The organism is Clostridium sp. BSD9I1 (genome assembly GCF_900185645.1).
In the GTDB taxonomy this organism is placed as follows: Bacteria; Bacillota; Clostridia; order Clostridiales; family Clostridiaceae; genus Clostridium_AK.
Genome location: NZ_FYAM01000011.1, coordinates 92,978 through 119,806 on the forward strand (window position 1 = coordinate 92,978; position 26,829 = coordinate 119,806).

Annotated in this window: 22 protein-coding genes; 1 reads left to right on the forward strand and 21 read right to left on the reverse strand. The window is 34.0% G+C overall.

The window, feature by feature from the left end; all coding sequences use genetic code 11:
* Positions 1-127 precede the first annotated feature (127 nt).
* The 4 genes from BSD9I1_RS05825 to BSD9I1_RS05840 all read right to left on the reverse strand — a co-directional run bounded on the left by BSD9I1_RS05825 (position 128) and on the right by BSD9I1_RS05840 (position 5,257).
* Positions 128-2,140: a PAS domain-containing sensor histidine kinase gene (locus BSD9I1_RS05825; RefSeq protein WP_186429540.1), complete on the reverse strand. Its 2,013-nt coding sequence runs from the start codon at positions 2,138-2,140 to the stop codon at positions 128-130.
* A 338-nt stretch (positions 2,141-2,478) separates the two neighbouring features.
* Positions 2,479-3,321, reverse strand: a complete 843-nt coding sequence (locus BSD9I1_RS05830) for a Gmad2 immunoglobulin-like domain-containing protein (RefSeq protein ID WP_242966426.1) — start codon at positions 3,319-3,321, stop codon at positions 2,479-2,481.
* A gap of 259 nt (positions 3,322-3,580) precedes the next feature.
* The gene (locus BSD9I1_RS05835) at positions 3,581-4,690 is read right to left on the reverse strand and encodes a ribose-phosphate pyrophosphokinase (protein WP_186429541.1); all 1,110 of its coding nucleotides are present in this window, start codon (positions 4,688-4,690) and stop codon (positions 3,581-3,583) included.
* Positions 4,691-5,011: 321 nt separating this feature from the next.
* Positions 5,012-5,257: a DUF3243 domain-containing protein gene (locus BSD9I1_RS05840; protein WP_186429542.1), complete on the reverse strand. Its 246-nt coding sequence runs from the start codon at positions 5,255-5,257 to the stop codon at positions 5,012-5,014.
* A 315-nt stretch (positions 5,258-5,572) separates the two neighbouring features.
* On the opposite strand from BSD9I1_RS05840, the gene sstT reads away from it, so the two are divergent.
* Positions 5,573-6,805, forward strand: a complete 1,233-nt coding sequence (sstT, locus tag BSD9I1_RS05845) for a serine/threonine transporter SstT (RefSeq protein ID WP_186429543.1) — start codon at positions 5,573-5,575, stop codon at positions 6,803-6,805.
* A gap of 119 nt (positions 6,806-6,924) precedes the next feature.
* Here sstT and pfkA read toward each other — a convergent pair whose 3' ends face one another.
* The 17 genes from pfkA to BSD9I1_RS05930 form a co-directional block, all read right to left on the reverse strand.
* A complete protein-coding gene (pfkA, locus tag BSD9I1_RS05850; RefSeq protein ID WP_186429544.1) occupies positions 6,925-7,875 on the reverse strand; it encodes a 6-phosphofructokinase in 951 nt (316 codons plus the stop codon).
* A 9-nt stretch (positions 7,876-7,884) separates the two neighbouring features.
* Entirely contained in the window at positions 7,885-9,132 is a 1,248-nt protein-coding gene (gene larA, locus BSD9I1_RS05855; protein WP_186429545.1) for a nickel-dependent lactate racemase, read from the reverse strand.
* Positions 9,133-9,200: 68 nt separating this feature from the next.
* Positions 9,201-10,142: a sugar phosphate isomerase/epimerase gene (locus BSD9I1_RS05860; RefSeq protein WP_186429546.1), complete on the reverse strand. Its 942-nt coding sequence runs from the start codon at positions 10,140-10,142 to the stop codon at positions 9,201-9,203.
* A gap of 14 nt (positions 10,143-10,156) precedes the next feature.
* Positions 10,157-10,945 carry an SDR family NAD(P)-dependent oxidoreductase gene (locus BSD9I1_RS05865; protein WP_186429547.1) on the reverse strand — a complete coding sequence of 263 codons (789 nt, stop codon included), beginning with the start codon at positions 10,943-10,945 and terminating at the stop codon, positions 10,157-10,159.
* An 89-nt stretch (positions 10,946-11,034) separates the two neighbouring features.
* Positions 11,035-12,060, reverse strand: coding sequence for an inositol 2-dehydrogenase (gene iolG, locus BSD9I1_RS05870; protein WP_186429548.1), 1,026 nt, complete (start codon positions 12,058-12,060; stop codon positions 11,035-11,037).
* A 17-nt stretch (positions 12,061-12,077) separates the two neighbouring features.
* Complete coding sequence (gene iolE / locus BSD9I1_RS05875) at positions 12,078-12,974, reverse strand: myo-inosose-2 dehydratase (protein ID WP_186429549.1); 897 nt, start codon at positions 12,972-12,974, stop codon at positions 12,078-12,080.
* 63 nt (positions 12,975-13,037) lie between these two features.
* Entirely contained in the window at positions 13,038-14,978 is a 1,941-nt protein-coding gene (iolD, locus tag BSD9I1_RS05880) for a 3D-(3,5/4)-trihydroxycyclohexane-1,2-dione acylhydrolase (decyclizing) (RefSeq protein WP_186429550.1), read from the reverse strand.
* Positions 14,979-14,993: 15 nt separating this feature from the next.
* On the reverse strand, positions 14,994-15,788 hold the full coding sequence (locus BSD9I1_RS05885; RefSeq protein WP_186429551.1) for a 5-deoxy-glucuronate isomerase: 795 nt from the start codon (positions 15,786-15,788) through the stop codon (positions 14,994-14,996).
* Between the two features lie 27 nt (positions 15,789-15,815).
* Entirely contained in the window at positions 15,816-16,787 is a 972-nt protein-coding gene (locus BSD9I1_RS05890) for a transketolase family protein (protein ID WP_186429552.1), read from the reverse strand.
* The gene (locus BSD9I1_RS05895; protein ID WP_186429553.1) at positions 16,787-17,632 is read right to left on the reverse strand and encodes a transketolase; all 846 of its coding nucleotides are present in this window, start codon (positions 17,630-17,632) and stop codon (positions 16,787-16,789) included. Before BSD9I1_RS05895 ends, BSD9I1_RS05890 begins: the two co-directional genes overlap by 1 nt.
* A gap of 17 nt (positions 17,633-17,649) precedes the next feature.
* Complete coding sequence (gene pgk, locus BSD9I1_RS05900) at positions 17,650-18,900, reverse strand: phosphoglycerate kinase (RefSeq protein WP_186429554.1); 1,251 nt, start codon at positions 18,898-18,900, stop codon at positions 17,650-17,652.
* A complete protein-coding gene (locus BSD9I1_RS05905) occupies positions 18,885-19,913 on the reverse strand; it encodes a type II glyceraldehyde-3-phosphate dehydrogenase (protein ID WP_186429555.1) in 1,029 nt (342 codons plus the stop codon). Before BSD9I1_RS05905 ends, pgk begins: the two co-directional genes overlap by 16 nt.
* Positions 19,914-20,002: 89 nt before the next feature.
* Complete coding sequence (locus BSD9I1_RS05910) at positions 20,003-21,022, reverse strand: ABC transporter permease (protein ID WP_186429556.1); 1,020 nt, start codon at positions 21,020-21,022, stop codon at positions 20,003-20,005.
* Between the two features lie 4 nt (positions 21,023-21,026).
* Positions 21,027-22,520 carry a sugar ABC transporter ATP-binding protein gene (locus BSD9I1_RS05915; RefSeq protein WP_186429557.1) on the reverse strand — a complete coding sequence of 498 codons (1,494 nt, stop codon included), beginning with the start codon at positions 22,518-22,520 and terminating at the stop codon, positions 21,027-21,029.
* A gap of 111 nt (positions 22,521-22,631) precedes the next feature.
* Positions 22,632-23,624, reverse strand: coding sequence for a sugar ABC transporter substrate-binding protein (locus BSD9I1_RS05920; RefSeq protein WP_035305683.1), 993 nt, complete (start codon positions 23,622-23,624; stop codon positions 22,632-22,634).
* A gap of 286 nt (positions 23,625-23,910) precedes the next feature.
* On the reverse strand, positions 23,911-26,280 hold the full coding sequence (locus BSD9I1_RS05925) for an AraC family transcriptional regulator (RefSeq protein WP_186429558.1): 2,370 nt from the start codon (positions 26,278-26,280) through the stop codon (positions 23,911-23,913).
* Between the two features lie 278 nt (positions 26,281-26,558).
* Entirely contained in the window at positions 26,559-26,783 is a 225-nt protein-coding gene (locus tag BSD9I1_RS05930) for a CDP-alcohol phosphatidyltransferase family protein (RefSeq protein ID WP_186429559.1), read from the reverse strand.
* Between the last annotated feature and the right edge of the window lie 46 nt (positions 26,784-26,829).

The following is a 26,829-nucleotide window of genomic DNA, read 5'->3' on the forward strand; positions in this document are numbered from 1 at the left end:
ATTCGTGCTAACATGGGAAACTCAACATAACTTATCCATGTAAATTAGTAACAATATAAAAGGCATCTGTAACTTATAGACTACAGATGCCCCTTATATTATTAACTGAAATTCAATTTTATATAGATTATTTGTATATGTCAGAAAATTCAATATCTAGTACTTCCGCATAATTTTGTTCATTGTCTATAATATTATAATCTTCGCTATATTCTTCCGATAGAATATTTACTGGAAATTTTATTATAAATTCGCTCCCCAGACCTACCTCACTTAATACATTAATTGTACCACCTTGTATTTCAACAAAAGACTTAACAATAGAAAGCCCAATGCCACTTCCTTCATTATTTCTTACCATTGTATTCTCTACTTGAATAAACCTCTCAAATATCTCATTTATTTTATCTTGTGGTATACCAATACCGGTATCTTTTACTGAAATCACCACACTTGTTCCTCTATCGTAGATATTTACAAAAATCATTCCATTTCTACTTGTAAACTTAATAGCATTAGAAAGTAAATTTAGAAATATCCTTTCCATTTTATCCGGATCTAAAGCTATTATTTTTTCTTCGATTTCAGTATCAAACTGCACATATATATCCTTCATTTTTGCATATTCCCCAACCGAAAGGGTTATATCTTCTACTATGCTTACTACGTTTACATTTTTAAGCTGCAACTCCATAAAGCCTGCACCTATCTTTGTTATATCAATAAGATTGTTTATAAGTCTTAATAATCTATGGCAATTTTGTTTCATTGCTTTCAAATGTTTATCGCAATTTAGTGAATTAATATCTGAACTTTTCTTAAAATATAACTCAAAAAGTTGAATTGCACTAAAAATAACATTTACTGGAGTTCTTAATTCATGAGACATATTAGCTAAGAATTCACTTTTCAAAACATTTGCTTCTTCTGCTGCTGACTTTTGTCTTTCTAATTCTGCTTCTCTTATCTTACGTTCATTGATATCTCTAGCAGACACAAAGACTCCTTCTACTTGTCCACATTCATCTTTGTAAACTGAAGCATTACATATGACTGTAGTAGTGTATCCATCCTTATGTTTAAGTTCAAGCTCACAGTCCTCAATAATACCATCCCTAAAAACTTGATTGTGTGCATTCCTCAACTTTTCATGATTAGTAAAATAGCTGAAAATATGTGTCCCAATAAGTTCTTCACGTGAATATCCAGTGGCTTTTTCTGTTGTTGAATTTACATCTCTAATACTGCCCTGTGAATCAACTGTCATAAGAACATCCAGGCTAGTTTCTATCAAACTTCTGTTATAGGAATTTATCAATCGTATTGCATCTTCAGCCTGTTTTCTCTCGGTCATATCTATAAAGGTAATAAAATTCATATCACCAACTACAGTAGCATGTACACAAACTTGTTTTATAGAACCATCTTTGATAGTTATATTAACTTCCATAGGTTCAATTTTAGACTGATTTTTGATTGCTTCAGATAATCTAGCATTCCATTCTTTAAATACCGATTCACGATACCCTGGATCTGGATACGCCATACTCCACCACTCTGTTATATCACAAGATTCCTGAAAAGCATGACCAAAGAACTCTATGAATAATTGATTTTGATACAGCATGCTTTGCCCTATTCCTAAAGAAACTATTACTGCCACCGGTAAGTGTTCCAGCATTTTGCGATAATCCACTTCAGCTCTTGTAAGTTCTTTTTCATAGTCATCTAGTTCTTTTTCTGTGTTGTTTTTTTGAACTTCAATATTTTTATCTTCTAAGACATCTAATATTGTCATGTTAAAATATATCTTTTCATTTATGCACATTTTCGAAAATATTACCTTAGCATCTTCTTCCGAGCCATTTTCTAATTTATGTGTTAAATATATTTCAGCACTTTTACTATTTAAAGGCTGGTTAAATACATGTCCTATTTCTTCTAAATTCTTAGCCTTACTTATATTGTATATTTTAAATTTTTTTATTTTTTCCTTAGGATATCCATAAAATTCACACGCTCTTTTATTAGCATTTACAATTTGTCCATTCTCACCATCTACTATGACTTGTATGTCATTACTATTTTCAAATAGCTGTTCATAAAAAGAATCTGCAGTAGCATTATTCATATCCGCCATAACTTTCTAACACCTTCTGTACTATCGAAATTATTGTATAACATCTTGCAGTTTGTTAATATATCAGACATTAATTTGTTTATTTTTTCTATTTATTACATTTAGTTTAATATCCTGCAAATTATATGTCAAAACAAATTATATGACATAATTCTACAACAAATATATTAAGAACCTCATTTGGATTGTAACTAATTTCTTTTATTAATTGTATTTTTCTCTATGTCTAAATAGCTTCCCAAATAAAAAAACTACAGAAATTTGTGCTGATGAAAAATCTCTGTAATTTCTATATTTATTCTATTTCCTAGTTTTAAGATAGCTATTTATTAATTTTACTACCACTTAACTGGAATAACCACCATATTTATTGGGCTGCCATCCTTCATACTTTCCTCGAAGACCTCCAATTGTCCCTTTCCCGCAGAAGATGGTATGAAGTTAAGTTCTATTTCAAAATCTCCACGTTCTGGAGCACCTGCCGCAGCCCTAGTTGAGCCTTTTGCTAAAATATTGCCATGAGCATCTTTTAGGGAAAAACTTACAAAAGCTTCAAATACCCTGGCATTTCCTTTGATTTTAAAAGTATTTTTTACTGTTTGATTTGCTATAGGTGAAGTAACCCAGATAGCAGGCTCATGAACAAAACTGAGATTTCGCTTAAAAGGCTGCTGATAAAGGCCCATATGCCCCCACCAATCCATAGCGTTACTATCTTTTCCCTCAACTGTAAACTTTACTTTTTGGATAGTTGGAAACTCTGTAAGCGTATTTACTATGCTAGCAATACCCAGCATTTCGCCACTAGAGCCAACATTAGCCTTAAGCACTTCTTTAGAAAAATCCACTGTTGCCAGTCCATTTTCAATTTTAATTCCTAAAATCTTCGTATCCTTCGGTAGTACCTTGAAAGCTCCTGGGGTAATTGGCTTGCCTAGAATCAATTCATTCAGAGATGCCCTAGCAACGCCGCTGCTTTTAGGAACCTTGTGTATCTCTCGTACAAGATACATTTCATTATTATTGTCCTTCAAGTAGTATACAGCCATATTCATAGTCTCCAAAGCTGGAGGAGCAGATATCTTAGCTTCCATAACTGGCTGCTTCTGTGATTCACAGCCAATAAGCACTGACAGTGCCAACATTATTATAAATGAGGCAACTCTCCTAAAAAACTTCACATTTATAACCTCCCTTAAAGATTATTTTGAAAAAAATTTCCTTCTGCTTACTATTTAAATTTTATACTTTTTTCCTGTTATTAATACATATGATGTTAATAATAATTAGGTTCTGGATAAAGAGGTGTACAACTAGAAATATACTTCGTTTCTGAGCCTAATACAAAAAAATTAAAAGCCAATGCTTATAACATTAAACATTGACTTTTAAGATTTATACATGTAATTAATAATCTTATTGAATATTATGAGGTTGCTGTTACTCTTTATTTAATAATTCCTTAATAACATTAGTTGCATCTAAATATGAAGCTATGGATTGATCATAATTTAATTTATTTAAAATCGTTGAAATAAAGAATGACATATCCACTTCCCTAAACCATTCTGCTTCTCTTACATGCTGCGGAATATAAGTTAGGTTTGTTGAATAAACTCTCTTTATAATACCTTCATCATAGAATTTCTGAAATTTTTCTATTCCTTCAGTAAAAAATGCAAAGGTAGCTGCTACATAAACATTTTTTACATTACGTTTTTTAAGCTCTATTGCAATATCAAATACAGATTCTCCTGAAGCTATCATATCATCAACAATTAAAACATCACAACCTGATACATCTCTTCCCATGTATTCATGCTCTACAATAGGATTTTTACCATTTACAATTCTTGAGTGATCTCTTCTCTTATAAAATAATCCCACATCAACGCCTAATACACTAGAATAGTAAATTGCCCTATCCATAGCACCTGTATCTGGACTTATAACTATTAACTTATCTTTATTTATTTCTAATTCTTCCTCATTTGTAATAAATGATTTCACTATATCAAAAGTAGGATATAAATTTTCAAAAGAAGTTAATGTAATAGCATTTTGAACATTAGGGTCATGGGCATCAAAAGTTATTATCTCATGCACTCCTAATCTTTCCAATTCCTGCAATGCCATTGCACAGTCAAGGGATTCTCTTCCTTTTCTTCTATGTTGTCTTGATGCATATAATAAGGGCATTATTACAGTAATTCTAGATGCTTTTCCCCTGATTGCAGAAATCGTTCTCTTAATATCTTGAAAATGCTCATCTGGTCCCATATGATTCATAAAACCAAACATTTTATATTGGATGCTGTAATTACCAACATCACAAAGTATGTAAACATCTTTTCCTCTTATAGAATCTCCTAGTTTTACTTTTCCTTCTCCATTAGAAAACCTTATATCCTCAGTTTCTATTAGATAGGATCTTTCTTCATTTCTTTTTTCTTTAATATGATAATTTATTTTCTCTCCAAGTTCTTTACAGCTTTGCAATGCAATTATTCCTAATTCTCCATTAAATAACGTATTTTCAATATCCTTCATTATTCATCCTCTTTTCTTATGAAACTCCTATTACTATGTTATATTATAAGTTGTTTTGACGATATTTGTCTACAGTAATCTCAGATTATAATAATCCTCAATTGTAATGATGTTTATTCGATTATCTGAAAGATTATCTGAAAGATTATCTGAAAGATTATCTAAATTCTAGACCAATTTCAGTTTTAATATTCCCTAAAAGTGATTTATCCAACTAGTTTAGACAAATGTTTTTAGCTCTTTTATATAAAAAGATCCAGCAGTTCAAAATGAAACCACTGGATTAATTTATATATTAGTAGAAGAATTCCATATAGATATTTATTTATCACTAATTTTTACAACAAGTTTAGCTAAAACCTGTCTCTCGTTTTCACTTGCTGCATCCCACATCTCCTTAAGAAGCCTCTCCTGATCATTATGTGGATCTACATTATTTGAAAGGTAGGTTCCAACTTTCTCAGCTATATTAGTTATGGTTTTATTAGACATTCCTACTGTTTCACCAAGGTCAACAGCCTTGCCAAGAGTTTTCTTCCAATCATTCCAATTATCCATTATTTCCATATGTATCTCTCCTTTTTATAGTATATGTATATATTATTTTGTTTTTATCTGAATTTATGTAAGAGTTTAATGAAGCTCCCTTTTGAGCACTATAAATTGGTTGATTCATCTGCTATAAAGCCTTAAAAAAATCATTAAAATTATTTTAGAAAAATTGGTTGAAATATCCACAAACCTTATTATTGACAAGCTAGTCGGAAAATGTTAATATTTATCGTATTCAGAGAGTGTACAAGTGTGTATTTGATAAAAACACTAACAAAATTGCATATGAAAAAATATTCTTTATACATTAAATATTAAGGGGGAAAAATTATGAAAGACCTAATAAAAAAGTGGAATAATTTAAGCCTTGTAAAACGAATAATTATAGGTTTAGTTATTGGTATTATTTTAGCTAGATTTATTCCAGAAACAGCAAAACCGATCGTTATTTTTGGTTCTTTATTTGTAGGTGCTTTAAAAGCCATTGCACCTATATTAGTGCTCTTCTTGGTAATGTCAGCCATCTCTCAGCACAAGGCTGGTCATCAAACAAACATGAAATCTATTATAGTACTTTATCTTGCAGGAACATTTTTAGCTGGACTTGTGGCAGTTGTGGCAAGCTTCCTTTTCCCAGTAAATTTAATACTTGCAGGTGGCGCTGAGAACGTAACTCCTCCTGGGGGTGTAACAGAGGTTCTTAAAGCATTACTTATGAACCTTGTTGATAATCCAGTAAAAGCACTTTTCAATGCTAACTATATTGGCATATTAGCATGGGCGGTACTTCTTGGCTTAGCTTTAAAAAATGCACCTGATACTACAAAGACAATGATTTCTAATTTTTCAGATGCACTATCCCAAATGGTTATATGGGTTATAAACTTTGCTCCACTAGGAATCATGGGACTTGTATTTGATAGTATTGTTACAAGTGGATTCGAATCATTACTTAGCTATGGAAAATTAATTATACTTTTAGTTGGTTGTATGATATTTGTAGCTATTGTTGTAAATCCAATCATAGTGTACTTTTGTATTCGTCAAAATCCATTTCCACTTGTACTTAAATGTTTAAGAGAAAGTGGTCTTACAGCATTCTTTACACGTAGCTCTGCTGCAAACATCCCTGTAAATATGAGCTTATGTAAAAAACTTGGTTTAGATAAGGATACTTATTCAGTATCTATACCATTAGGTGCTACTATTAATATGGCTGGTGCAGCTGTTACTATTGCTGTTTTAGCCCTTGCAGCAGTCCACACTCTAGGCATTGAAGTAGATATAGCTACTGCATTAATTCTCAGCATATTATCAGCTGTAAGTGCCTGCGGTGCTTCAGGAGTAGCTGGTGGTTCATTATTACTTATTCCTCTAGCATGTAGTCTTTTTGGAATTCCAAATGACGTTGCTATGCAGGTAGTTGGTGTAGGCTTTATCGTAGGAGTTATACAGGATTCTTGCGAGACAGCACTTAACTCATCTACAGACGTACTTTTCACTGCAGCAGCTGAATTTGCTGAGTGGCGTAAAGAAGGAAGAGAAATTGCTATCACTAAATAAAAAATAATTAATTATATAACATAGGGAAGTCGGAAATAAATTCCGACTTCCCTATGTTTTTGCATTTATATATATTCTATTTTACATCAAACTTGCCACTTGCCACGTGGGTGGCACTTTTACAAAAGCTCCTTTAGCAAATCATATTCCTTTTGTTTATTGATATTTATATTGTTTATGCTGCTGAAGTCTACATCTATGATTTTATTATCTCTAATTCCTACAAATCTTCCAGTAGAGTCCTTCATTAATAATTCTACAGCTTTAATGCCCATTTTACCTGCTAAAACTCTATCAAAAGCAGACGGGTTTCCTCCTCTTTGAACAAATCCCAGCACTGTGCTTCTTATGCTAATATTCAGCTTTTCCTCTAAGTATTTTTGAAGCTCTTCTATATCATACATTCTTTCAGTTATTATAATTATATTATCATTTTTCCCTTTACCTATGTTTTCACTTAGTTTTGTACATATGGTATCAAAATCTAGTTTCATTTCAGGGGTAGATATTATTTCCCCTCCACCAGCCAAGGCAGAATATAGAGCTAAATCACCGCAGTATCTTCCCATTACCTCTACAATAGTTGTTTTTTCATGGGAGGAATCCGTATCTTTTATTTTAGCAATACACTCTAGCACTGTGTTTAAAGTTGTATCAAATCCTATGCAGTAATCAGTGTAGGCTAAATCATTATCTATAGTTCCCGGTAGCCCTATAACCTTTACTCCAAGCTTTCCAAGCTTTTCTGCTCCTTGAAATGACCCATCTCCTCCAATTACAACTAGTCCATCTATTTCAAACTTTTTCAATGTTTCTATGGCCTTTTTTCTTCCTTGTTCCTCCATAAACTCTGGACATCTAGCTGTTTTTAATATAGTTCCACCCTTTTCTGAAATTCCATCCACATCAGAGCTGACTAATGATACTAATTCCTCATTAATTAACCCTTTATACCCATGTTTTATTCCCATAACTTCTATACCATTATGGATTGCCGACTTTACTACTGCTCTTATTGCAGCATTCATTCCTGGAGCATCTCCTCCACTTGTTAAAATTCCTATCTTCATCTATTTCACCTACTTTATATATGGTAATATGGAACCTCCATGAGGAATTAAAATAACCTTTGCATCTTCACCCATGATTTTTAGGGCATTGTCATAAGCACTTTGTACATCCTGATAGGGTTCTAGGAATATATTTTTCACAAAATCACCTTCAAGTTCTGATACCAAGAAAACCCTTGCCTTTTGAAGTACCATAGCTATAGCTGCTGCCTTATGCCCCCCAAGCTCGAACTTTGTCTTAACTCTATCTATAAGATCTTGCGGCTTTTCAGCTTCCATAATCCAATCCTCAAAGACCTTTTCTCCAAGGCCTTCCCTGCAGGACGCAACAAGTATTATTATTCCACCATCTTTTACAGCATGCTTAGCATTATCAAGAGCCTTTTGTGCCTGATACAAATTTATATCCTTAGGAAATCCACCTATAGACGATATTACCACATCAGCTTTTTCTCTTAAAGGTGTTTTATATAAATTATCAAGGAATTTACATCCTTCTCTATGAGCATCTATATAATCTCCTGCCACAGCCTTGATTATTTCTTTGTTCTCATTTAGCACTACATTTAATATAAAATCTATAGGAACAAACTTTATTGTATCTTCTATATCTATTCTTACAGGGTTTGTTTTTAAATTACCTGCATGTGCCTTTTCATCTACCATTCTACTGTGATTTGCTTGTATAGCTGCTCTAGTAGAAACCCCTGGCATAATAGCTTTAGCCCCTCCGCTGTAGCCTGCAAAATAATGAAACTCAATATTTCCTAGACATATTCTCCTATCAGCTTCTGCCACAGGTCTAAAAATATCTATAGGAGTATTATTTTTAGTGTATCCAAAGTGAACAAAGTCCTTTGAATCGCTGTCAATACATTTTATCCTATTGTAAATTTCTTCACCTACTAAATACTTCTTTTCTTCTTCAGTATGTTTTCTATGACTGCCTAATGCAAAAACAATTGTTATATCCTCATCCTTTGAGCCTGCCTTTTTTAGCTCTTCAATAATGTATGGCAATACAAGCTTACTGGGCATAGGTCTTGTTATATCACTTGTTACTATTGCAACCTTTTCCCCTGGTTTAACTATTTCGTGTAGTACTCTTGAACTTATTGGATTATCAAGGGCTCTTTTTACTTCTTCCCCTCCAGTTAAGCCTACTTCTACCTCATTTGCATGCAGTATTCCTAAAAGATTCTTATCATGGATTTCAACTTCCATAGTTGTTTTAGCAATTTCTACACTATACTTCATTTATATCCCCCTATATAACAAAGCAGGGCATAACTGGAGTTAAGCCCTACTTTGAAAAATTATTTTTATTAAAATTCTCTAGGAAGTGCTTCCTTCAGTACCTTCACAGATTTCTTGACTCCAGCTAGCTGATCCATAGTCATATCCTCCATCTCAAGACTAACTGCACCGTCATAACCAGTCATGCTTACAACAGAAAAGAATTCCTTCCACCATCCTATGCTGTGGCCATGTCCTACTGCTACATAATTCCATGAACGAGTATAAAATGAACTTATAGGTTTTGTATCAAGCACCCCACTGACGCCTGCCATTCCTCTCTCAATTCTCACATCCTTTGCATGGACATGATAAATGGAATCTCCTAATGCTCTTGCTGCTAAAATAGGATCTCCTCCCATCCAAAACAAATGACTTGGATCAAGATTCATTCCTATCATATCTCCAACATGGTTTCTCAACTTAAACAAGGTTTCAGTATTGTAAACCAGCTGGCATCCATGGTTCTCTAAAGCAATTTTTTCAATCCCATGGTTCTTAGCAAGCTTTACAGTGCTTTGCCAATAAGGCAGTGCCACCTCATTCCACTGCCAGTCAAGAATTTCATTATTTCTTGGCGGCCAGCTTGTAGTTATCCAGTTTGGCGTTGTATCTTGTGGTGCTCCCCCTGGAAGTCCTGACATCATTATTATGGTTTTAACGCCTAACAATTCTGCTAGCTTGAAGGTTTTTTGAACTACCAGCTCATGTGCTTTCCCTTCCTCATTTGGAGCCAGCTGATTACCGGAACAATTTAAGGCTTCTATTTTAAGTCCTCTGCTCTCTATAGCATTTATAAAAGCTTCACGTTTTTGAGCGTCCCCAAGTAATTCATCTAAATTTAAATGAGGTGCTTTTGACCAATTGCCAGTGGCAAACTCAAGGGACTCAAAGCCTAATTTTGATGCAGCGTCAAGCATCTCCTCAAAGGGCATATATCCTAAAGCATCTGTCATAATGCAAAGCCTCATAGTAAATCCCCTCTCTAAATAAGCGTTTTTCCGCCAGCAATAGTATGAGATATTCCAGTAATATAATTTGCCTTTTCACTGCTTAAGAAAAGCATAAACTCTGCTATTTCTTCAGGCTCGGCCATTCTCTTCATTGGCACATAGCTTGTTAAAAGCTCTTCATATTCCTTTGGAGTCATTCCTTCAATTGGCCCTCTCTTCTCAAAAACTGACTGCATCATCTCAGTATTAACATAGCCAGGACAAACTGCATTAACTGTAATACCATACTCAGCTAGTTCTAGGCCAAGGACCTGGGTAAGCAAGTTTACTCCTGCTTTAGAAGCACAATAAGCTCCATTTCCCAGCTCCCCAATCTTTGACGCTTGAGAAGATATTGAGACTATTTTTCCATTTTTAACTTTGTTCTTTATCATATTTTTAGCTGTACGTCTGCACATCAAATAAATGGACTTTAAGTTAATATTAAATACTCTATCCCACTCTTCTTCTTCTACATCAAGAATTAATCTTGATGTTGAAATTCCAGCACAGTTTGCTAAAATATCTATCTTTTCAAATTCAGCTTCAACCTTATCCATAGCTTCATTAATTTCTTTTGATGAAGCGATATTAACTACAAGGGGCAGTGCATGAGCGCCTAGGTGTTCTACTTCAATGGCTGCTTTTTCAAGTCCATCTTTATTTATATCCATTAAAACTACATCTGCCCCGTGTTCAGCATATTTAAGAGCTAAAGCTTTTCCCATGCCTCTTGCTGCTCCTGTAACAATACACACCTTTCCTTGTAACAGTTTTTCCATTTTTCTATCTCCCTACAATGGATTTTCTAAAACTACATTTTTATATTTTAACCTTATCTATCTAAAATGTATTTTTTAAACTGAAATCTTTATATTTCAAATTCATCCATCTTAACTGGTCTTCCTTCTAAGTAGGACTTCTTTGCAGCCATGCCTAATAACACTGGCTTTAAGCCATCTATGCCTGATACTACAGTATCTGTATCATTTATTATTGCACTAAAGAATTCCTTCATTTCTTCAGCAAAGGATTCCATATATCTTTCAAGGAAGAAGTATAATGGTTTTTCGGATTGAACTCCATCCTTTGTACTTAACACAACAGTTGAAGGAGTATCGTTGGATGCTTCCGCAGATCCCTTTGAACCAAAAACTTCAACTCTTTGATCATAGCCATAAACTGCTTTTCTGCTGTTATCTATAATTCCTATTGCTCCATTTTTAAACTTTAATGATATTAATGCCGTGTCCACATCTCCTGCTTCTCCTATGGCTGGGTCCACAAGAACAGCTGCATTTGTGTAAACTTCTTCTACTTCACTTCCGCTTAAATATCTAGCCATATCAAAATCATGGATAGTCATATCAAGGAACATTCCTCCAGATACCTTTGCATACTCTGCTGAAGGAGGTTCTGGGTCTCTTGCAGTAACCTTTACTATATGAACGTCTCCAATCTTACCCTCAGAAACTAGTTCTCTAATCTTCTTAAAGTTATGGTCAAAACGTCTGTTAAACCCAACTTGAAATTTAACTCCTGCTTTTTTAACTGCCTCTAGTGCTCCAGCAATCTTTTCTAAATCATAATCAATTGGCTTTTCGCAAAATATATGCTTCCCTGCATTTGCTGCTTCAACGGTTATTTTTGAGTGAGTATTGGTGGATGAGCAAATTATTACTGCATCTATAGATGGATCATCTATTATTTTCTTATAATCATCATACACATTTTCTACTCCTAAGCCATTAGCCCACTGTATCACGCTGTCATTTAAAAACACATCAGCTATGGCTACAAGCTCTGCCTGGGTTCCAAATCTCTTTGCTATATTTTCAGCATGAATTTTTCCTATTCTTCCTGCTCCAATGACACCTACTCTTATTTTTTCACTCATTATTACGTCCCCCTATCCTATAATCCAGTTTTTTCGTTTATAAATTTTCTAGCTTTTATTGCATACTCCAGTGGGTTTGCAAGTGCAGGATCTTGTTCTGCTTCTACAATAAACCAACCTTCATAATTATTTTCCTCAAGTACTTTAAATAATGGATCAAAATTAATCATTCCATCTCCTGGAACTGTAAACACTCCAGACTTAACACCCTTTAAGAAGCTTAGCTTTTCTTCTTTAACCCTATCTAGAACTTCTTTTCTTATATCCTTAAGATGAACATGTTTAATTCTATTTACATATTTCTTAAGAATTTTTTCTGGATCTTCTCCTGAAAATGTGAAATGTCCTGTATCAAATAATAAGTAAACCAAGTTTTCGTCAGTCATACTCATAAGCTTATCAACTTCTTCAGTGGTTTGAACTCCAGTACCCATATGATGGTGATATACTATTTTCATATCCTTTTCTTTTGCTAGTTCTCCAAGTTCTTCAAGACCTCTAGCAAGCTTTTCCCACTCTTCTTCAGTGAACTTAGGCTTTCCGTCAAATACTGATGTTTCCATTTCCCCCTGAACACTGTGTCCCTGCTCAGCTACAACTATGACCTTAGCTCCCATTTCATGAAGAAAATCTCTATGTTTTATGAAAGCTTCAACGGTTTCTTCTAAGGGCTTAGTTGTTAGAAAGGAGCTGAACCAAGCACTTGCTATGTTTATTCCTCTAAGCTCAAGAGCCTTTTTAAGTACATTTGTATCTCTAGGATATTTATTTCCAACTTCGCTGCCAGTAAATCCTGCTAGAGCCATTTCACTTACACACTGCTCAAAGGTATTTTCTCCACCTAATTCTGGCATATCATCATTGGTCCAAGCTATTGGTGCAATACCAAGCTTTACTTTTTTATTGTCAAACATAATGTTTCCCCTCCATCTTATATAAGACTTAGTGGCACAGCCTAAGTTATGCCACCTTGCCTATTAATATTGTCTAGCCTTATCAATGTTTTCTCTTAATTTTTTATATGTCTCTTGTATCTTTTCCTTATGGGATACCTCTGCCACTCCTACTCTCCACCAAGATCCATATCCATGAACCATGGTCTTAGGAAGTACTTTTATATCTATTAATGTAGAAACTTTCTGCTTCTTAGAATCAATTATAGCTTCCTTTAATTCTTCTATAGTTTTAACAGTATAGGTCTTGCATCCATAAGCCGCTGCATTCATAGCAAAATCTATCGGAACAAATCCTCCATCAAGCTTTCCTGTTTCTTCATTTCTAAATCTAAATTCTGTTCCAAAGCTTCCCATTCCATTTCCTATTTGAAGATTATTTATACAGCCAAATGTCATATTATCAAATACAATTACATTTATCTTTTTTCTTTCTTGAATAGAAGTTATTAGCTCTGAATGAAGCATCATGTAGGACCCATCTCCAAGAAGTGTATATACTTCCTTATCAGGTTCAGCTATTTTTACGCCTAAACTTGCATTTACTTCATATCCCATGCAGGAATAGCCATATTCCATATGATATGTGTTAGCTCCCTTTGCCCTCCAAACCCTCTGCAAATCTCCTGGAAGGCTTCCTGATGCTCCAACAACTATATCCTTATCAGTAAGCATTTCATTTAATACACCTAATACTCTTGACTGAGTGAGGCTGGAACCAGTTATCTTTTTAAACTCTTCAAATACAGCCTTTTGGTCAAGGTCATCATTTACTTCAGGGACAAAGTCTTCACCACTGTATTCTACGCTGTACACTCTATCCACTTCTGCATTTAATGCATCTTTAGCAGTTCTTATCTCAGTTGTATAGGCTGATTTATATTCTGCTTTCTCAAGTTCTACTCTCAAGTCTTCTAAAGCAGCTTTAGCATCAGCTGTAACCCTTACACCGTCTAATTTATAAGCATCAAAGGCTGCTATATTGATGTTTAAGAAGCTTACATGAGGGTTTTGGAATATCCATTTTGATGATGTAGTAAAATCCGTATATCTAGTACCCACACCAATGATAAGGTCTGCTTCCTTAGCAATAGTGTTGGCAGCTAGGCTTCCTGTTTCTCCTATACCGCCCATGTTTAATTCGTGATCCCATACTATTGCGCTTTTTCCTGCTTGAGTTTCCCCAAAGGGTATGTTGAATTTTTCAGCAAAGGTTTTAAGTGCTTCTGCCGCTTCCGAGTATCTAACTCCGCCGCCGCATATAAGCATTGGTTTCCTTTTCTTTGTGATAAGACTTACTGCATCCGCGATCATTTCATTTGTGGCAGGTGTTCTTTCTATTCTATGAACTCTCTTTTGAAAGAAGTATTCAGGATAATCATAAGCTTCACCCTGCACATCTTGAGGAAGGGCTAATGTAACAGCACCAGTATCTGCAGGACTTGTAAGTACTCTCATAGCGTTTATACATGCTGACATAAGCTGCTCCGGTCTTGATATTCTATCCCAGTACTTACTTACTGCCTTAAAGGCATCATTTGTACTGATGTTTAAGTTGTAAAATTGTTCTACCTGTTGAAGAACTGGATCAGGCTGTCTTGTTGCATACACGTCTCCTGGCAAAAATAATACAGGAATTCTATTTGCAGTTGCAGTTGCCGCTGCAGTTACCATATTTGCTGCACCTGGACCAACAGATGAAGTACAAGCGTAAATTTGTTTTCTATGCTTTTGTTTTGCAAACCCCATAGCTGCATGAGCCATTCCCTGCTCATTTCTTCCTTGATGAACTATCAGGTCCTCCGGATCCTGTTCTAATGCCTGCCCAAGTCCTAATACATTTCCATGTCCAAATACCGTAAATATACCTTTTACAAATTTGCTCTCTATTCCATCAAACTCTACATACTGATTGTCTAAAAACTTAATAAGAGCTTGTGCCATTGTAAGCCTTATAGTCTTCATATTTTCACCTCATTTTTATTTATCTGGCCAAATTTTGGCATCCTTATCTGTAAGCCATAAATGCTCTGGAACAAATACTGGAGTTATATATGGATTTCCATCTATGTGTCTTATTACCCATATATAGTACATTGCATATCCTGGTGCACTTACCTGTGGATGAGTTACATCATCTAATATCTTTACTGCATCATTGTGTTTTAATTTAACCACGTCTTCACCAAGCTCTGAAAATCCATATCCATTTTCGGGATTAAATTTATAGAAGTATATTTCTGGCTGCGGATGGTGATGTGGTGGGTAACTTGACCACTTACCTGGATAATCTATATCCTCTCCTATAACTAAGTTTGAATAAGGAGCATTTGAATGATCAAAAACTGTTCTCACTATTCTTGTACAAGCTTCCTTCATTGTGCCAGCGCCGCGATTTTCACTTCTGCATTCTTTGTTTGTGTAAAATTTTGATTCAAATATAGTATCATTGGTGGTTTTAGTAACACATATTTCTGTATCCTCTGAAACTCCAGTGATTTTCACTTCTACACCTTTAGGTACATGAAGCACCCAAGGATCTTCATCAAAACATGAATTTCTAAGTGCTGTTTCTTTTTTATCCTCGAACTCAAAAATTACTTCTCCTGTAATTAAAAGAAACACTCTTTCCTTTTCATCTTTATCTATATAGACCTGTTCTTTCCCAAGCCTTAATATTCCAAAGTCCATCATGGTATTATGTTCTGTTTCATCCATAGTAGTTATTGGATTGTATCCAAATTTAAAACCCTCATTCTGTCTAATTCTAAGCATGACTTTTCACCTCTTATTTATATTTATTCACTTGCTTTTTCTCTCTACTGCCTTTTTAACCTTTGCCATAATATCACTATAGGTAAGGTTATATTCCTCTTTTAAATAATCCACAGGTCCCACTTGACCAAATCTGTCCTGGACTCCAACCCTTTCTAAAGGTACTGGCATATTTTCTGTTATAACTTCTGCAACTGCAGAGCCAAGACCATTTATAATACTGTGGTTTTCACAAGTTACTATTGCTCCTGTTTCTTCTGCACACCTAACTACAGCTTCCTTATCTATTGGTTTTATTGTGAACATATTTAAAACTCTTACGGAAATTCCTTCTTTCTCTAATTCTTCAGCTGCCTTTAATGCTTCTTCTACCATTATTCCTGTAGCAAATATTGTTACATCTTTTCCGTCTCTTAAAGGTACTGCCTTTCCTATTTCAAAGGTTGAGCCTTTTTCGTATATCTTTACAGGATTTTTTCTTAAGAGCCTTGTATAAAAAACTCCATACTTATCTGCAATTTGTTCTAAAACATCCTTAAGCATAGCATTGTCTACAGGTTCTATTATTGTTATATTAGGAATGTTTCTAAGTATCCCCATATCTTCAAAGGGCATATGGGTTCCTCCATTATAGGCTGCAGTGACCCCAGGGTCGCTGCCAGTTATTTTTACATTAAGCTTTGCATAAGCACAGGATATAAAAATTTGATCAAAACATCTTCTTGTTGCAAAGGGCGCAAAGCTGTGTGCAAAAGGTATTATCCCCACAGCAGACATTCCCGCTGCCACTCCAACCATATTTGCTTCTTGAATCCCTACATCAAAAGTTCTTTCTGGATAAGCCTTTTGAAAAGGCATCATTCCCATGGAATTCATTAAATCAGCGTCAAGTGCAACTATATTTTCATTTTTAGAAGCAAGCTCCATAAGAGTTTTACAATACATATCTCTCATTGCTACTTCTTCAATTATTCTTTTTTCAGCTAACTTTACGCCCATTATTTCATCACCTCTTCAATTTCTTTTTCCAGTACCTTTAAAGATTCTTCCATCTGCTCTTTGCTTACGTTCATATGGTGGTTATTTAGTACTCCCTCAGCAAAGCCGCAGCCTTTTCCCTTTATTGTGTCTAATACTATTACTGATGGCTTTCCCTTATTTTCTTTAGCTTCTTTAATAGCACTGTAAATTTCCTCCACACTATGACCATCAATAGTTTGCTCATGCCACCCAAAGCTTTCAAATTTACTGCCTATATCACCCAAGTCATTTATATTTTTTGTGTAGCCATCAAGCTGCTGCTTATTACAATCAACAAAGGTTATAAGGTTATCTATCTTTTGATGTGCAGCACACATTACAGCTTCCCACACCTGACCTTCCTGTATTTCTCCATCTCCAAGTATTAAGTAGGTATAATTATCTTTTCCTTTTAAGCGATTTCCAAGGGCTACTCCTAGTGCTGTAGAGGCCCCTTGTGCTAGAGAACCTGTGGTCATATCAATACCTATGGTTAAATTTCTATCACAATGGCTTGGAAAATGAGTTCCTGGTTTATTCAGTGTTAATAATTCTTCTTTATTAAAATATCCCCTTAGTGCTAGTGCTGAATATATAGCTGGACCAGCATGCCCCTTTGAGCATACCAGCCAGTCTCTATCTTCCCATCTTGGCTTTTTAGGGTCTATGTTCATAGTTCCACCGTAAAGTACTGCTATGGCATCTGCTACGGACATGGCACCTCCAAGATGTCCAAATCCTAATGTGCCAATGGCTTTTAATGTTTCTATTCTTATATTTAAGGCAAAGGCCTTTAATTCTTTTATCTTTTCTTCACTTATCATGCTGCACCTCCTGCTACTTATTTAGCATTTTTCATTGCCTCTATTAAAGGAAGCTTTACTCCTGAAAGGAATCTAACCATGGCGCCTCCAGCAGTACATACATAATTTATTTTGCTGGTATCAATGAAGCGTTGTGCTGCGCTTACAGTGTCTCCTCCTCCTATAACGGAGTAACCTTTTGCTTCTGCTATAGCATTCCATATAGCCTTAGTTCCATCTTCAAACATCTTATTTTCATACACTCCTGCAGGTCCATTGACGAAAATTGTACCTGCTTTAGATAATTCTTCTTCAAATATTTCTATAGTTCTGTGGCCTATATCCATAAAGGATTTATCCCTTGGTAAACCTTGTATACTTATTTCTTTTCTTGAACCATTTTCTTCATAAGCCAAATCCACAGGATATACTATCTTTTCTTCATAGTTTTCTAAATACTCTTTAGCTGGCTTTATAAATACATCCAGCTTTCTATCCTTAATGAATTTTTCATTGGTCTTTCCTAAATCATATCCTTTTGCCATAAGCATGATATGTCCTGTTATTCCAGAACATAGTATCTTATCAGCACTGCCATTTTCTAAAACCTGTTTCATCATTCCAAAGGCATCAGATATTTTAAGTCCTCCAAGAACAAATACTGAAGGCTTCTCTGGAGTCTCCATAACCTTTGTAAGTGCACTTATCTCATTGAACATCAAGTCCCCTGCTGCACTAGGAAGTATTTCCTGAAAAGCTACCATGGAAGGAGCATTTCTATGAGCTGCTGCAAAGGCATCATTAATATAACAATCTACAATAGGTGCTAGACTTCTAACTAAATAAGTATTTAGCATTTCCTTTGGCTCCAGCTTTACAGCATCTTCAAAGGTTGATATTTCTTCTGACAAGTATCTTAGATTTCCTAGTAAAATGAGCTCTCCAGGTTTTAAACTTTTTACTGCCTCCTGTGCTGCTGGGCCACAAACGTCATCGATATATCTAACTTCTCTTCCCAGTCTTTCTGCCAGCTTTTGTGCATGTTCTTTCATAGACATTAAATTGTGATAGTCTAAGGTGTCTCCTTGATGAGCTATTATGGCTATTTTAGCTTCCTGCTCTATAAGATAATTTAATGTAGGAATACTTTTCTTTATCCTGTTTTCACTTACTATCTTCTTGGTATCAGGGTCAATTGGGGAATTTATATCAAGTCTTAAAAGCACAGTTTTATCTTTATAATTAAATTCTCTCATTGATCTTATTTTAGTTCCTACTTTTCCATCCATTTTCCCAACTCCAAATATTTATTTGTCTCATAAACCCCTTCTGCTCCGTCAGTTTGCATTTCCATAGCCGCTCTTATAGCATCCATATTTTCTGGTATAACTACAGCTTCCTGTGGAATGTTTATTGCAAACATTATATCTTTACCTGATTTAACTACTGATTCTTCAAATAGTGCTATTTCATACATATCTCCTCTTGGATTGCCTAAATCTCTTGCATATCTAAATAGGGAAGCATTTCCTTGGAATCCATCGGCAAGTCTTACCACTCTTATTCTTGGATGTTTGCTAAAAGCTTCTAATAGCTCTTCCTTTGATATATCCTTCTTAGGGGTAGCAACTACAGTAATTATGTGTCCATGTGTTACTGGTGTATGAACTAATATTCCAGTAGCTTCAACATGGGGCATTATTGTCATAAGATCTAGTGCTTGATGACTTGGTGCTTTGTCTACTTGAAGCGCATTTGTAAGTCCTCTGTGATAATCACCTGGGTCAGCCACACGTCTTATAATTGTAATTGCAACTTTTTCAACACCAACTAGTTTGTCTAAGCAATCAACTGCTCTTATAAGTCCAGTTGTATTACAGGATGTTAATTTTAAAAATTGTTTCCCAACACCCTTTTCATAGTTTGCATAACCATGGAAGAATACATCAGCAACGCTGTTTTTTTCTCCCCCCTGAAATATTGCCTTTTTGTTGTATTTTGTATAAATCTCTTTATTCTTTGCTCCAATTCCTGCACTGGTTGCATCAAGCATTATATCTACTTTTTGAACTAAATCCTCAAGTGTTCCACTTATCTTTATTCCAGCCTCATCAAATAATTTTTGATTATCTGGAAGCGAATTATATAAATCATATGGCATTCCTTTTTCCTTTAATGCTCTTACAGATAATGTAGGTGCAACATCTGCAACTCCTACAAGCTCCATGTCCTTTTGCATAGCAACCCCATCTGCTAGTCTTTGTCCAATAACTCCATATCCTGCAACTCCAACTTTAATCATATTACATAACCTCCTAAAATTTATATTTATTTACAACCACCTATTCAGGTGTAATATCTGTTTTTCTAACAGCTCCATTTTAACTAATACTATGCTGCTTGAGTTTTTGCTTTCTTTTCAGCTTGTCTTCTTAATACGTCTACATAAACAGCTCCAATGATAACTACACCAATTGCTATAGCCTGAACATCGGCAGATACTCCAAGAAGGTTAAGTCCATTTCTTAATACTGCCATTATCATAGCTCCAATAAGAGTTCCCCATACTGTACCTGAACCTCCCATAAAGGATGCTCCACCTATGATACATGCTGCTATTGCATCTAACTCATAATCCAGACCTGCTAGTGGGAACGTTGCATTAACTCTACCTGTAAGCACTATTCCAGCTATAGCTGACATAGCTCCACAAAGCACATAAGCACGAACCAAAGTTTTATCTACATTTATACCTGAAAGTTTTGCAGCATCAAGATTTCCTCCAACTGCATATATATATCTTCCTTGTGCAGTTTTGTTTAGGAAAATTGAAAATCCTACAAACACAATTATTACTAAAATAAAGCTTATTGGTATTGGTCCAATGAAACCATTTCCCAAAAATTGAACTGACTTTGGAAATCCTGATAGCGGTGATGCTCCTGTTAAAATAAGTGCAAGTCCTCTTGCCACGTTTTTTGTTCCAAGGGTTGATATAAATGGATGTGGAAGTCTAAGTTTAGTAAGTAAAATTCCATTTAAATAACCAAGTCCTGTCCCAGCTGCAAGACATAATACCATAGCTAGATATGGGTTCATATGCCACTTAATTATTGCAACTCCCATAAGGCAAGTTGACAGTGCAACATTTGATCCAACTGAGTTGTCTATACCAGCCGTTAATATTACTAAAAGCATACCTACTGATATCAAACTATTAATAGCTGATTGCCTGGCAATATTCATAACATTTGTCAGTGTAAAGAATTGCTCTGATGCAATTGCAAGACCAATACATAAAAGAATTAATCCAAGAAGGGACCCAAACTTACTAATTGTATCTTTTACTGACTTTTTATCAGAACTTTGAAATCTTTCTCTTTTTTCATTTTCTAATCCAGTATTATTCATACACCTATACCTCCCCCGATGCTGCACGCATTATATTTTCCTGATTTGCATCTTTTCTACTTATTTCAGCTGTTATTTCCCCCTCATGCATAACATAAACTCTATCACTCATTCCAAGTATCTCAGGAAGCTCTGAAGAGACAATGATTACTGCACAGTTTTGCTTTATAAGTGAATTTAAAACATTATAAACCTCAACCTTTGCTCCAACATCAATTCCTCTTGTAGGTTCATCAAATATAAAGATATTAGCTTTGGTATTAAGCCACTTAGCTATAACAACTTTCTGCTGATTTCCTCCACTTAACTGTCTTACAATAAAATCTTCTGAAGGAGGATTTATGTTTAGCTTCTTTATATTTTCTTTAGTTAATTCTTTAAGCTTTTTAATATTTAAAAGCATTCCAGATGAACTTTTGTCATAAGAAGCTATATTAGTATTAAAATCTATCGTGTTATCAAGTACCAACCCTTGTCCTTTTCTATCCTCAGTCAAAAATGCAATCCCATTTTTCATTGCATCCTTTGGGCAGGTTATCTTAACTTTCTTACCATTTATATATATCTCTCCCGAGTCATACTCATCTGCTCCAAATATGGCTCTCATAACCTCTGTTCTTCCTGCACCTACAAGGCCTGAAAAGCCAACAATTTCTCCTCTTTTAACGTTAAAAGATATGTTTTTAAATACACCTCTTCTATTTAAGCTTTCAACTCTTAATGCCTCTTCATTGGCATTAGATTCTACTTTTGGATACTGCTGTTCTAAATTACGTCCAACCATAAGTCTTATAAGTCCATTTATATCTACCTTATCTATATCTAAAGTATCTATCTTTCGTCCATCTCTCATTACTGTAACTCTATCGCATATTTCCATTACCTCGTCCAGTCTGTGAGATATATAAATAACTGCTATTCCCTTATTTTTTAATTCTTTAACTGTTTTTAATAATTCCTTAACTTCTCTTTCTGCGAGGCTTGAAGTAGGTTCATCCATAATTAAAAGCTTAGTTTTAACACTTAGTGCCTTAGCAATTTCCACCATCTGCTGCTGCCCGATACCAAGCTTTGCAACATTAATTTTTGTATCAATTTTCTGACCCAGTTCTTCTAAAAGCTCTTCCGCCTTTTGTCTCATAACACCTATATCTAAAAGTCCTTTATTTCCGTTTTTCTTAATTTCCCTGCCTAGAAATACATTTTCTGCTACAGAAAGCTGTTTAACTATATTAAGTTCTTGATAAATAGCTGTTATTCCATAATTCATGGCATCTCTTGGTCCCTTGATGTTTGATTCTTTTCCCTCGATAATTATTTGCCCCGTTTCGTTTTTATGCGCACCAGTAAGTATCTTTATTAAGGTTGACTTACCTGCTCCATTTTCACCTACAAGTCCATGTACTTCTCCGGGATATATTTCTAAGTCAACTGAATCCAGTGCTCTAACTCCAGGGAAAACTTTAGATACACCCTTTAATTCCAAAAATGGCTGCATATAACCTAACACCCCATTCATTTATTATTTAAATAATTGAATCCAAGTTGTTAAAGCTTGGATTCAATCTAGTTAAATTCCCCAATTATTTTTCTAATAAATTACCCAAAATTATTTTCCTAATATTTTGTCAAGCTCAGCTTGAACCTTATCAACGTTTTCACTTGTAACCATTGATGTTCCTGTATCTATTCTCTTATCTATGCTTTCTCCCTTAACTACTTTAGCTGCTGCTTCAACACCAAATTTTCCAATATTATATGCACTTTGAGCAACTGAACCGGTAAGTTCTCCAGCCTTTATTGCCTTTAACGCATCTGGTGATCCGTCAAATCCTACAACTACAACGCCCTTCTTTCCTGCCTGGCTTAAAGCTCTAGTAGCACCAAGAGCCATTTCATCATTTGAGCAGAACACACCTTTAATATTTGGGTTAGTTTGAATTAAGTTTTCCATAACTGACATACCCATATTTCTATCGCTATTTGCTGGCTGAACAGCTACAACTTTTAAGCCGGCATCTTCCATAGCTTTTTTAGCTCCATTAGTACGATCGTCATGAGTTTTATCTCCTAAAGCTCCCCTTAAAACTACAACCTGGTCACCCTTTTGAAGCTTTCCTGCTATATACTTACCGCCAACTTCTCCACCTGCAAGATTACCAGTACCTATAAAGGATTTTTTCTTATCCCAGTCAGCATCTGAGTCTATTAAAAGTACTGGAATTTTTGCTGAATCAGCCTTATCAAAGGTAGCTACCGCTGCACTTGGCTGAGATGGAGCTACTACTAAAGCAGATGCCTTATTAACTATTTGATCTTCCATAATAGAAGTTTGTCCTGCTATATCAGTTTCAGCATTTGGTCCAAGTACATCTACTTTTATTCCAAGTGCCTTACCTGCATCATCAGCTCCTGCCTTAACTTGCTTCCAATAATCACTGTTTACTGCCTTTAAAACCACTGCTATTCTTGTTTCAGTTTTTGCTGTGCCTTCTTTTCCATTTGTAGTGGTTTCCTTTGACTTACCACAACCCGCTAATGAACCCATTATGACTGTAGTCACCGCTGCAAGGCTAAGTACCTTTAATAAGTTTTTTCTCATTTTAATATATCCCCCTTATTTAATTGAATGTTTTACACATTTGTTACTTCTCCTGCCGTCTTTATAATCATAAAACGTTTTCAAAAATTAACATAGTTCAAATGTTTATAAAAGATTTAATTTTCTAACTATTTTTGTTGTTTAAAATTTGATTATTTGTTTAAAAATTAAAGCATTGTTAAATAATTACCAAAACAACCCTGAAAAGTTAGATATAAAGAAAGACTTAGTATTAAAGCTATGCTAATACTAAGTCTTTCTCTATATCTAAGCTATACTTTTTACCCTATTGATATATACTATTTATGTTGTTTCTAAATTGATTTGGAGACACTCCATAGTATTTTTTAAAAGCTGTGTAAAAATAATTGAAGTTTTCAAACCCTATTTTTATTGAAATTTCCTTTGCTGTAAGTTCTGTAGTCTTTAAAAGCTCCTTAGCCTTTTCAAATCTAACCTCATTTATATAATTGGAAATAGATTTACCTTCACTTTCCTTAAATATAGTTCTCAAGTAATTTGGAGAAAGCCTCATTTCTGATGCTATGACCTCTAAGGCTAATAACTGATCGCAGTAGTTTTGATTTATATACCTTTTTACATTTTCAATTACATCATTTTTTCTATTAGATTTTTTCTCCTTTATTTGAATCAAAACACTTTTATATATATTTAGGAAGTAATCTTTAACTTCATCTATAGTTTCATAATTAAATAAATTGTCAGTGAGTTCTTTAATGTCTATATAAGCATTTTCCTTGCTCATGTGGCAAATATTATTTATAACCTTTTGAGAGTTAATTCCAAATTGAGTAATAGAAATTCTCATATCACTATAGGACATTTTCTTCAGTATACTAAATACTTTGTCAAGTTCAACTTCTACCTCATCAAGATTTCCCAGCTTTACAGCTTTAAAAAGTGCTTCTGGCTGTGCATCTTCAAACTTACTTTCCCCGGAAATATCCTGGGTTATTTGATCATTAATTAGTATTGACTTAGGTCCATATTTAAAACGATAGTTAATATAGTCTTTTGCAGTCTTGTATCCATTGGCTACTTCCTCAAGTCTTTCTGCATATCTGCCTATTGATGCTGAAAGAGAAATATTTAAGCTGTTAAGTACTGTTTCCTGGCTTTTTTGGATTAACTGAACTATTTTATTTGTTAATTCATCATCTATTTTATCTTTAACCTTTATAATGAGACATATCTCATCCTCTTCTAGTCCTATAATCTCACACTCAAAGCATTCTTTGGATATATTAGAAATCTCAATATATAAATTGCGCTTTAAACTTTTAAGTTCTGACTCTCCCTTTTCTTTTATAAGTTTTTTATAAGAATCCATCTTAAATAACACTATAGCTATATTGCCACTAGCTACCTCAAAACCTACTTCCTTTAACTTCACTTTAAAGCTTTCAAATTCTGTAACCATATTTAAAAGGAGAGCTTTAAGCAGCTGATTTCTAATAAAATATAAATCCTTATCCGAAAGCTTTGCAAAGGATATAGGTTTATTCATAAGAGTATCTACTACTTTTGTAACATATTCCATTTCATTTCTCGAATTTTCTTCAATACCTAATTCCTTATTTATATCTTCATCAATATCTAAATATTTTTTAACTGTATTTACTGTTTCAGCAATTGGTTTATATATTTTTCTAGAGGTGAATATTGAATATCCTAGTCCAAACAAAAATAATAAAATAAATGCTAAAATCAAAAATCTGCTCATTCCTCTGATACTTTCAATTAAGGTATCATATTTTACTATATTTAAAAAAAATAAGTCTAGTTTCTTGCTGTATCTGTACGTTACTATTGATGGACTTTCTTCAATATTGACTAAAAAACTTCCTTGTTTATTTTTAGAGTTTATTATCTTATTAACATAATTTAAATTTGATACATCCTTTAAAAACATATTTTCATCAGAATGTAAAATTACCTGGCCTTTTTTATTTATAGCCATCAAATTATAATCGCTTTCTGACATATTGTGAAAATAGGCTTGTACAGAATTAGCATCAAGATTTAAAACTATAGCTCCATATGGATTTCCATCTATATCCGACTTTGAATTTGATAAAATTAAGGTAAGTATATTTCTTTTATATTCTTCTCCATTGATAGGTACTGTTATCTGTCTTGAAATAAAATTTGAGCTGAGTGATTCAGTGGATTCTTTAAGTCTCTTCATTATATCGCTATCATAAAACAAGGAATAATAAGATGAGTTCCCATCGGATGAGTATATCATCTTATTATTACGGTTGTAAACGTACACAGATTGAATGGATGGAATCATAGCAGCAGCTTGTTTTACCTTTAAATATGGTGAAAAACCTAACTTGGAATTGCTATTGTAATCAAACATCAAATTATAGACTTGTTCATCTAAATACAATTTGTATATGTACGACTTTGCCCAGTCAAGAGTATACCCAGTGTAATATTCTGCTTGATTTATAATATTTTCAGATACCCTGCTGGATTGTTCAACAATTTGCTTTTTATAACCTTTATATAAGACAAACATGGTTGTTAAAAGAAAGAGAACTATGAAGATAACATAAGAAAGCATTAATTTATGAAAGGTATTTTTTGCTTTTATATTCTTTTTAAACTTTTGATATATATTGTTCATATATATATATATCCCCCCATTTAACATTAACAAATCACAATACAAAAACCCTTCCTCTAAATTTTAAAAATGTTTACAAGAACTAATATTAATTTTATACTAAAAAGTCATATTAATATTATATTAGTTTATTCATATTTTTTCAATAAAATGTAACAATATAGTAAAATTATCCCACAATACTTATAGACATACTCCATATGTATTAATAAACAAGAATTCCGCAACTAATATAAACTTAATAATAACAAACAAGTGGGACTCTTAATCACCACTTGCTATATATTGGTGTTTAAAAAAATTAATGCAAAACACCTCTTTATCCTTGCAATCTTCCCATCTAATAAATCTGAAAAGCAAATAGCTACAAAAGTCACTGTTAAATTTATGAACTTCTCTTCCTTATAAGCAAATTGTCCCCAGATATTTAATACAAATAAAATAGACATAATTATTCTTGCTATTGTAATACTATTAGGTATAAATTTAATCACATTTCTCATATAATTTCTCCTTCCCCTACCGAATGAATACTTTTTAAATTCATTC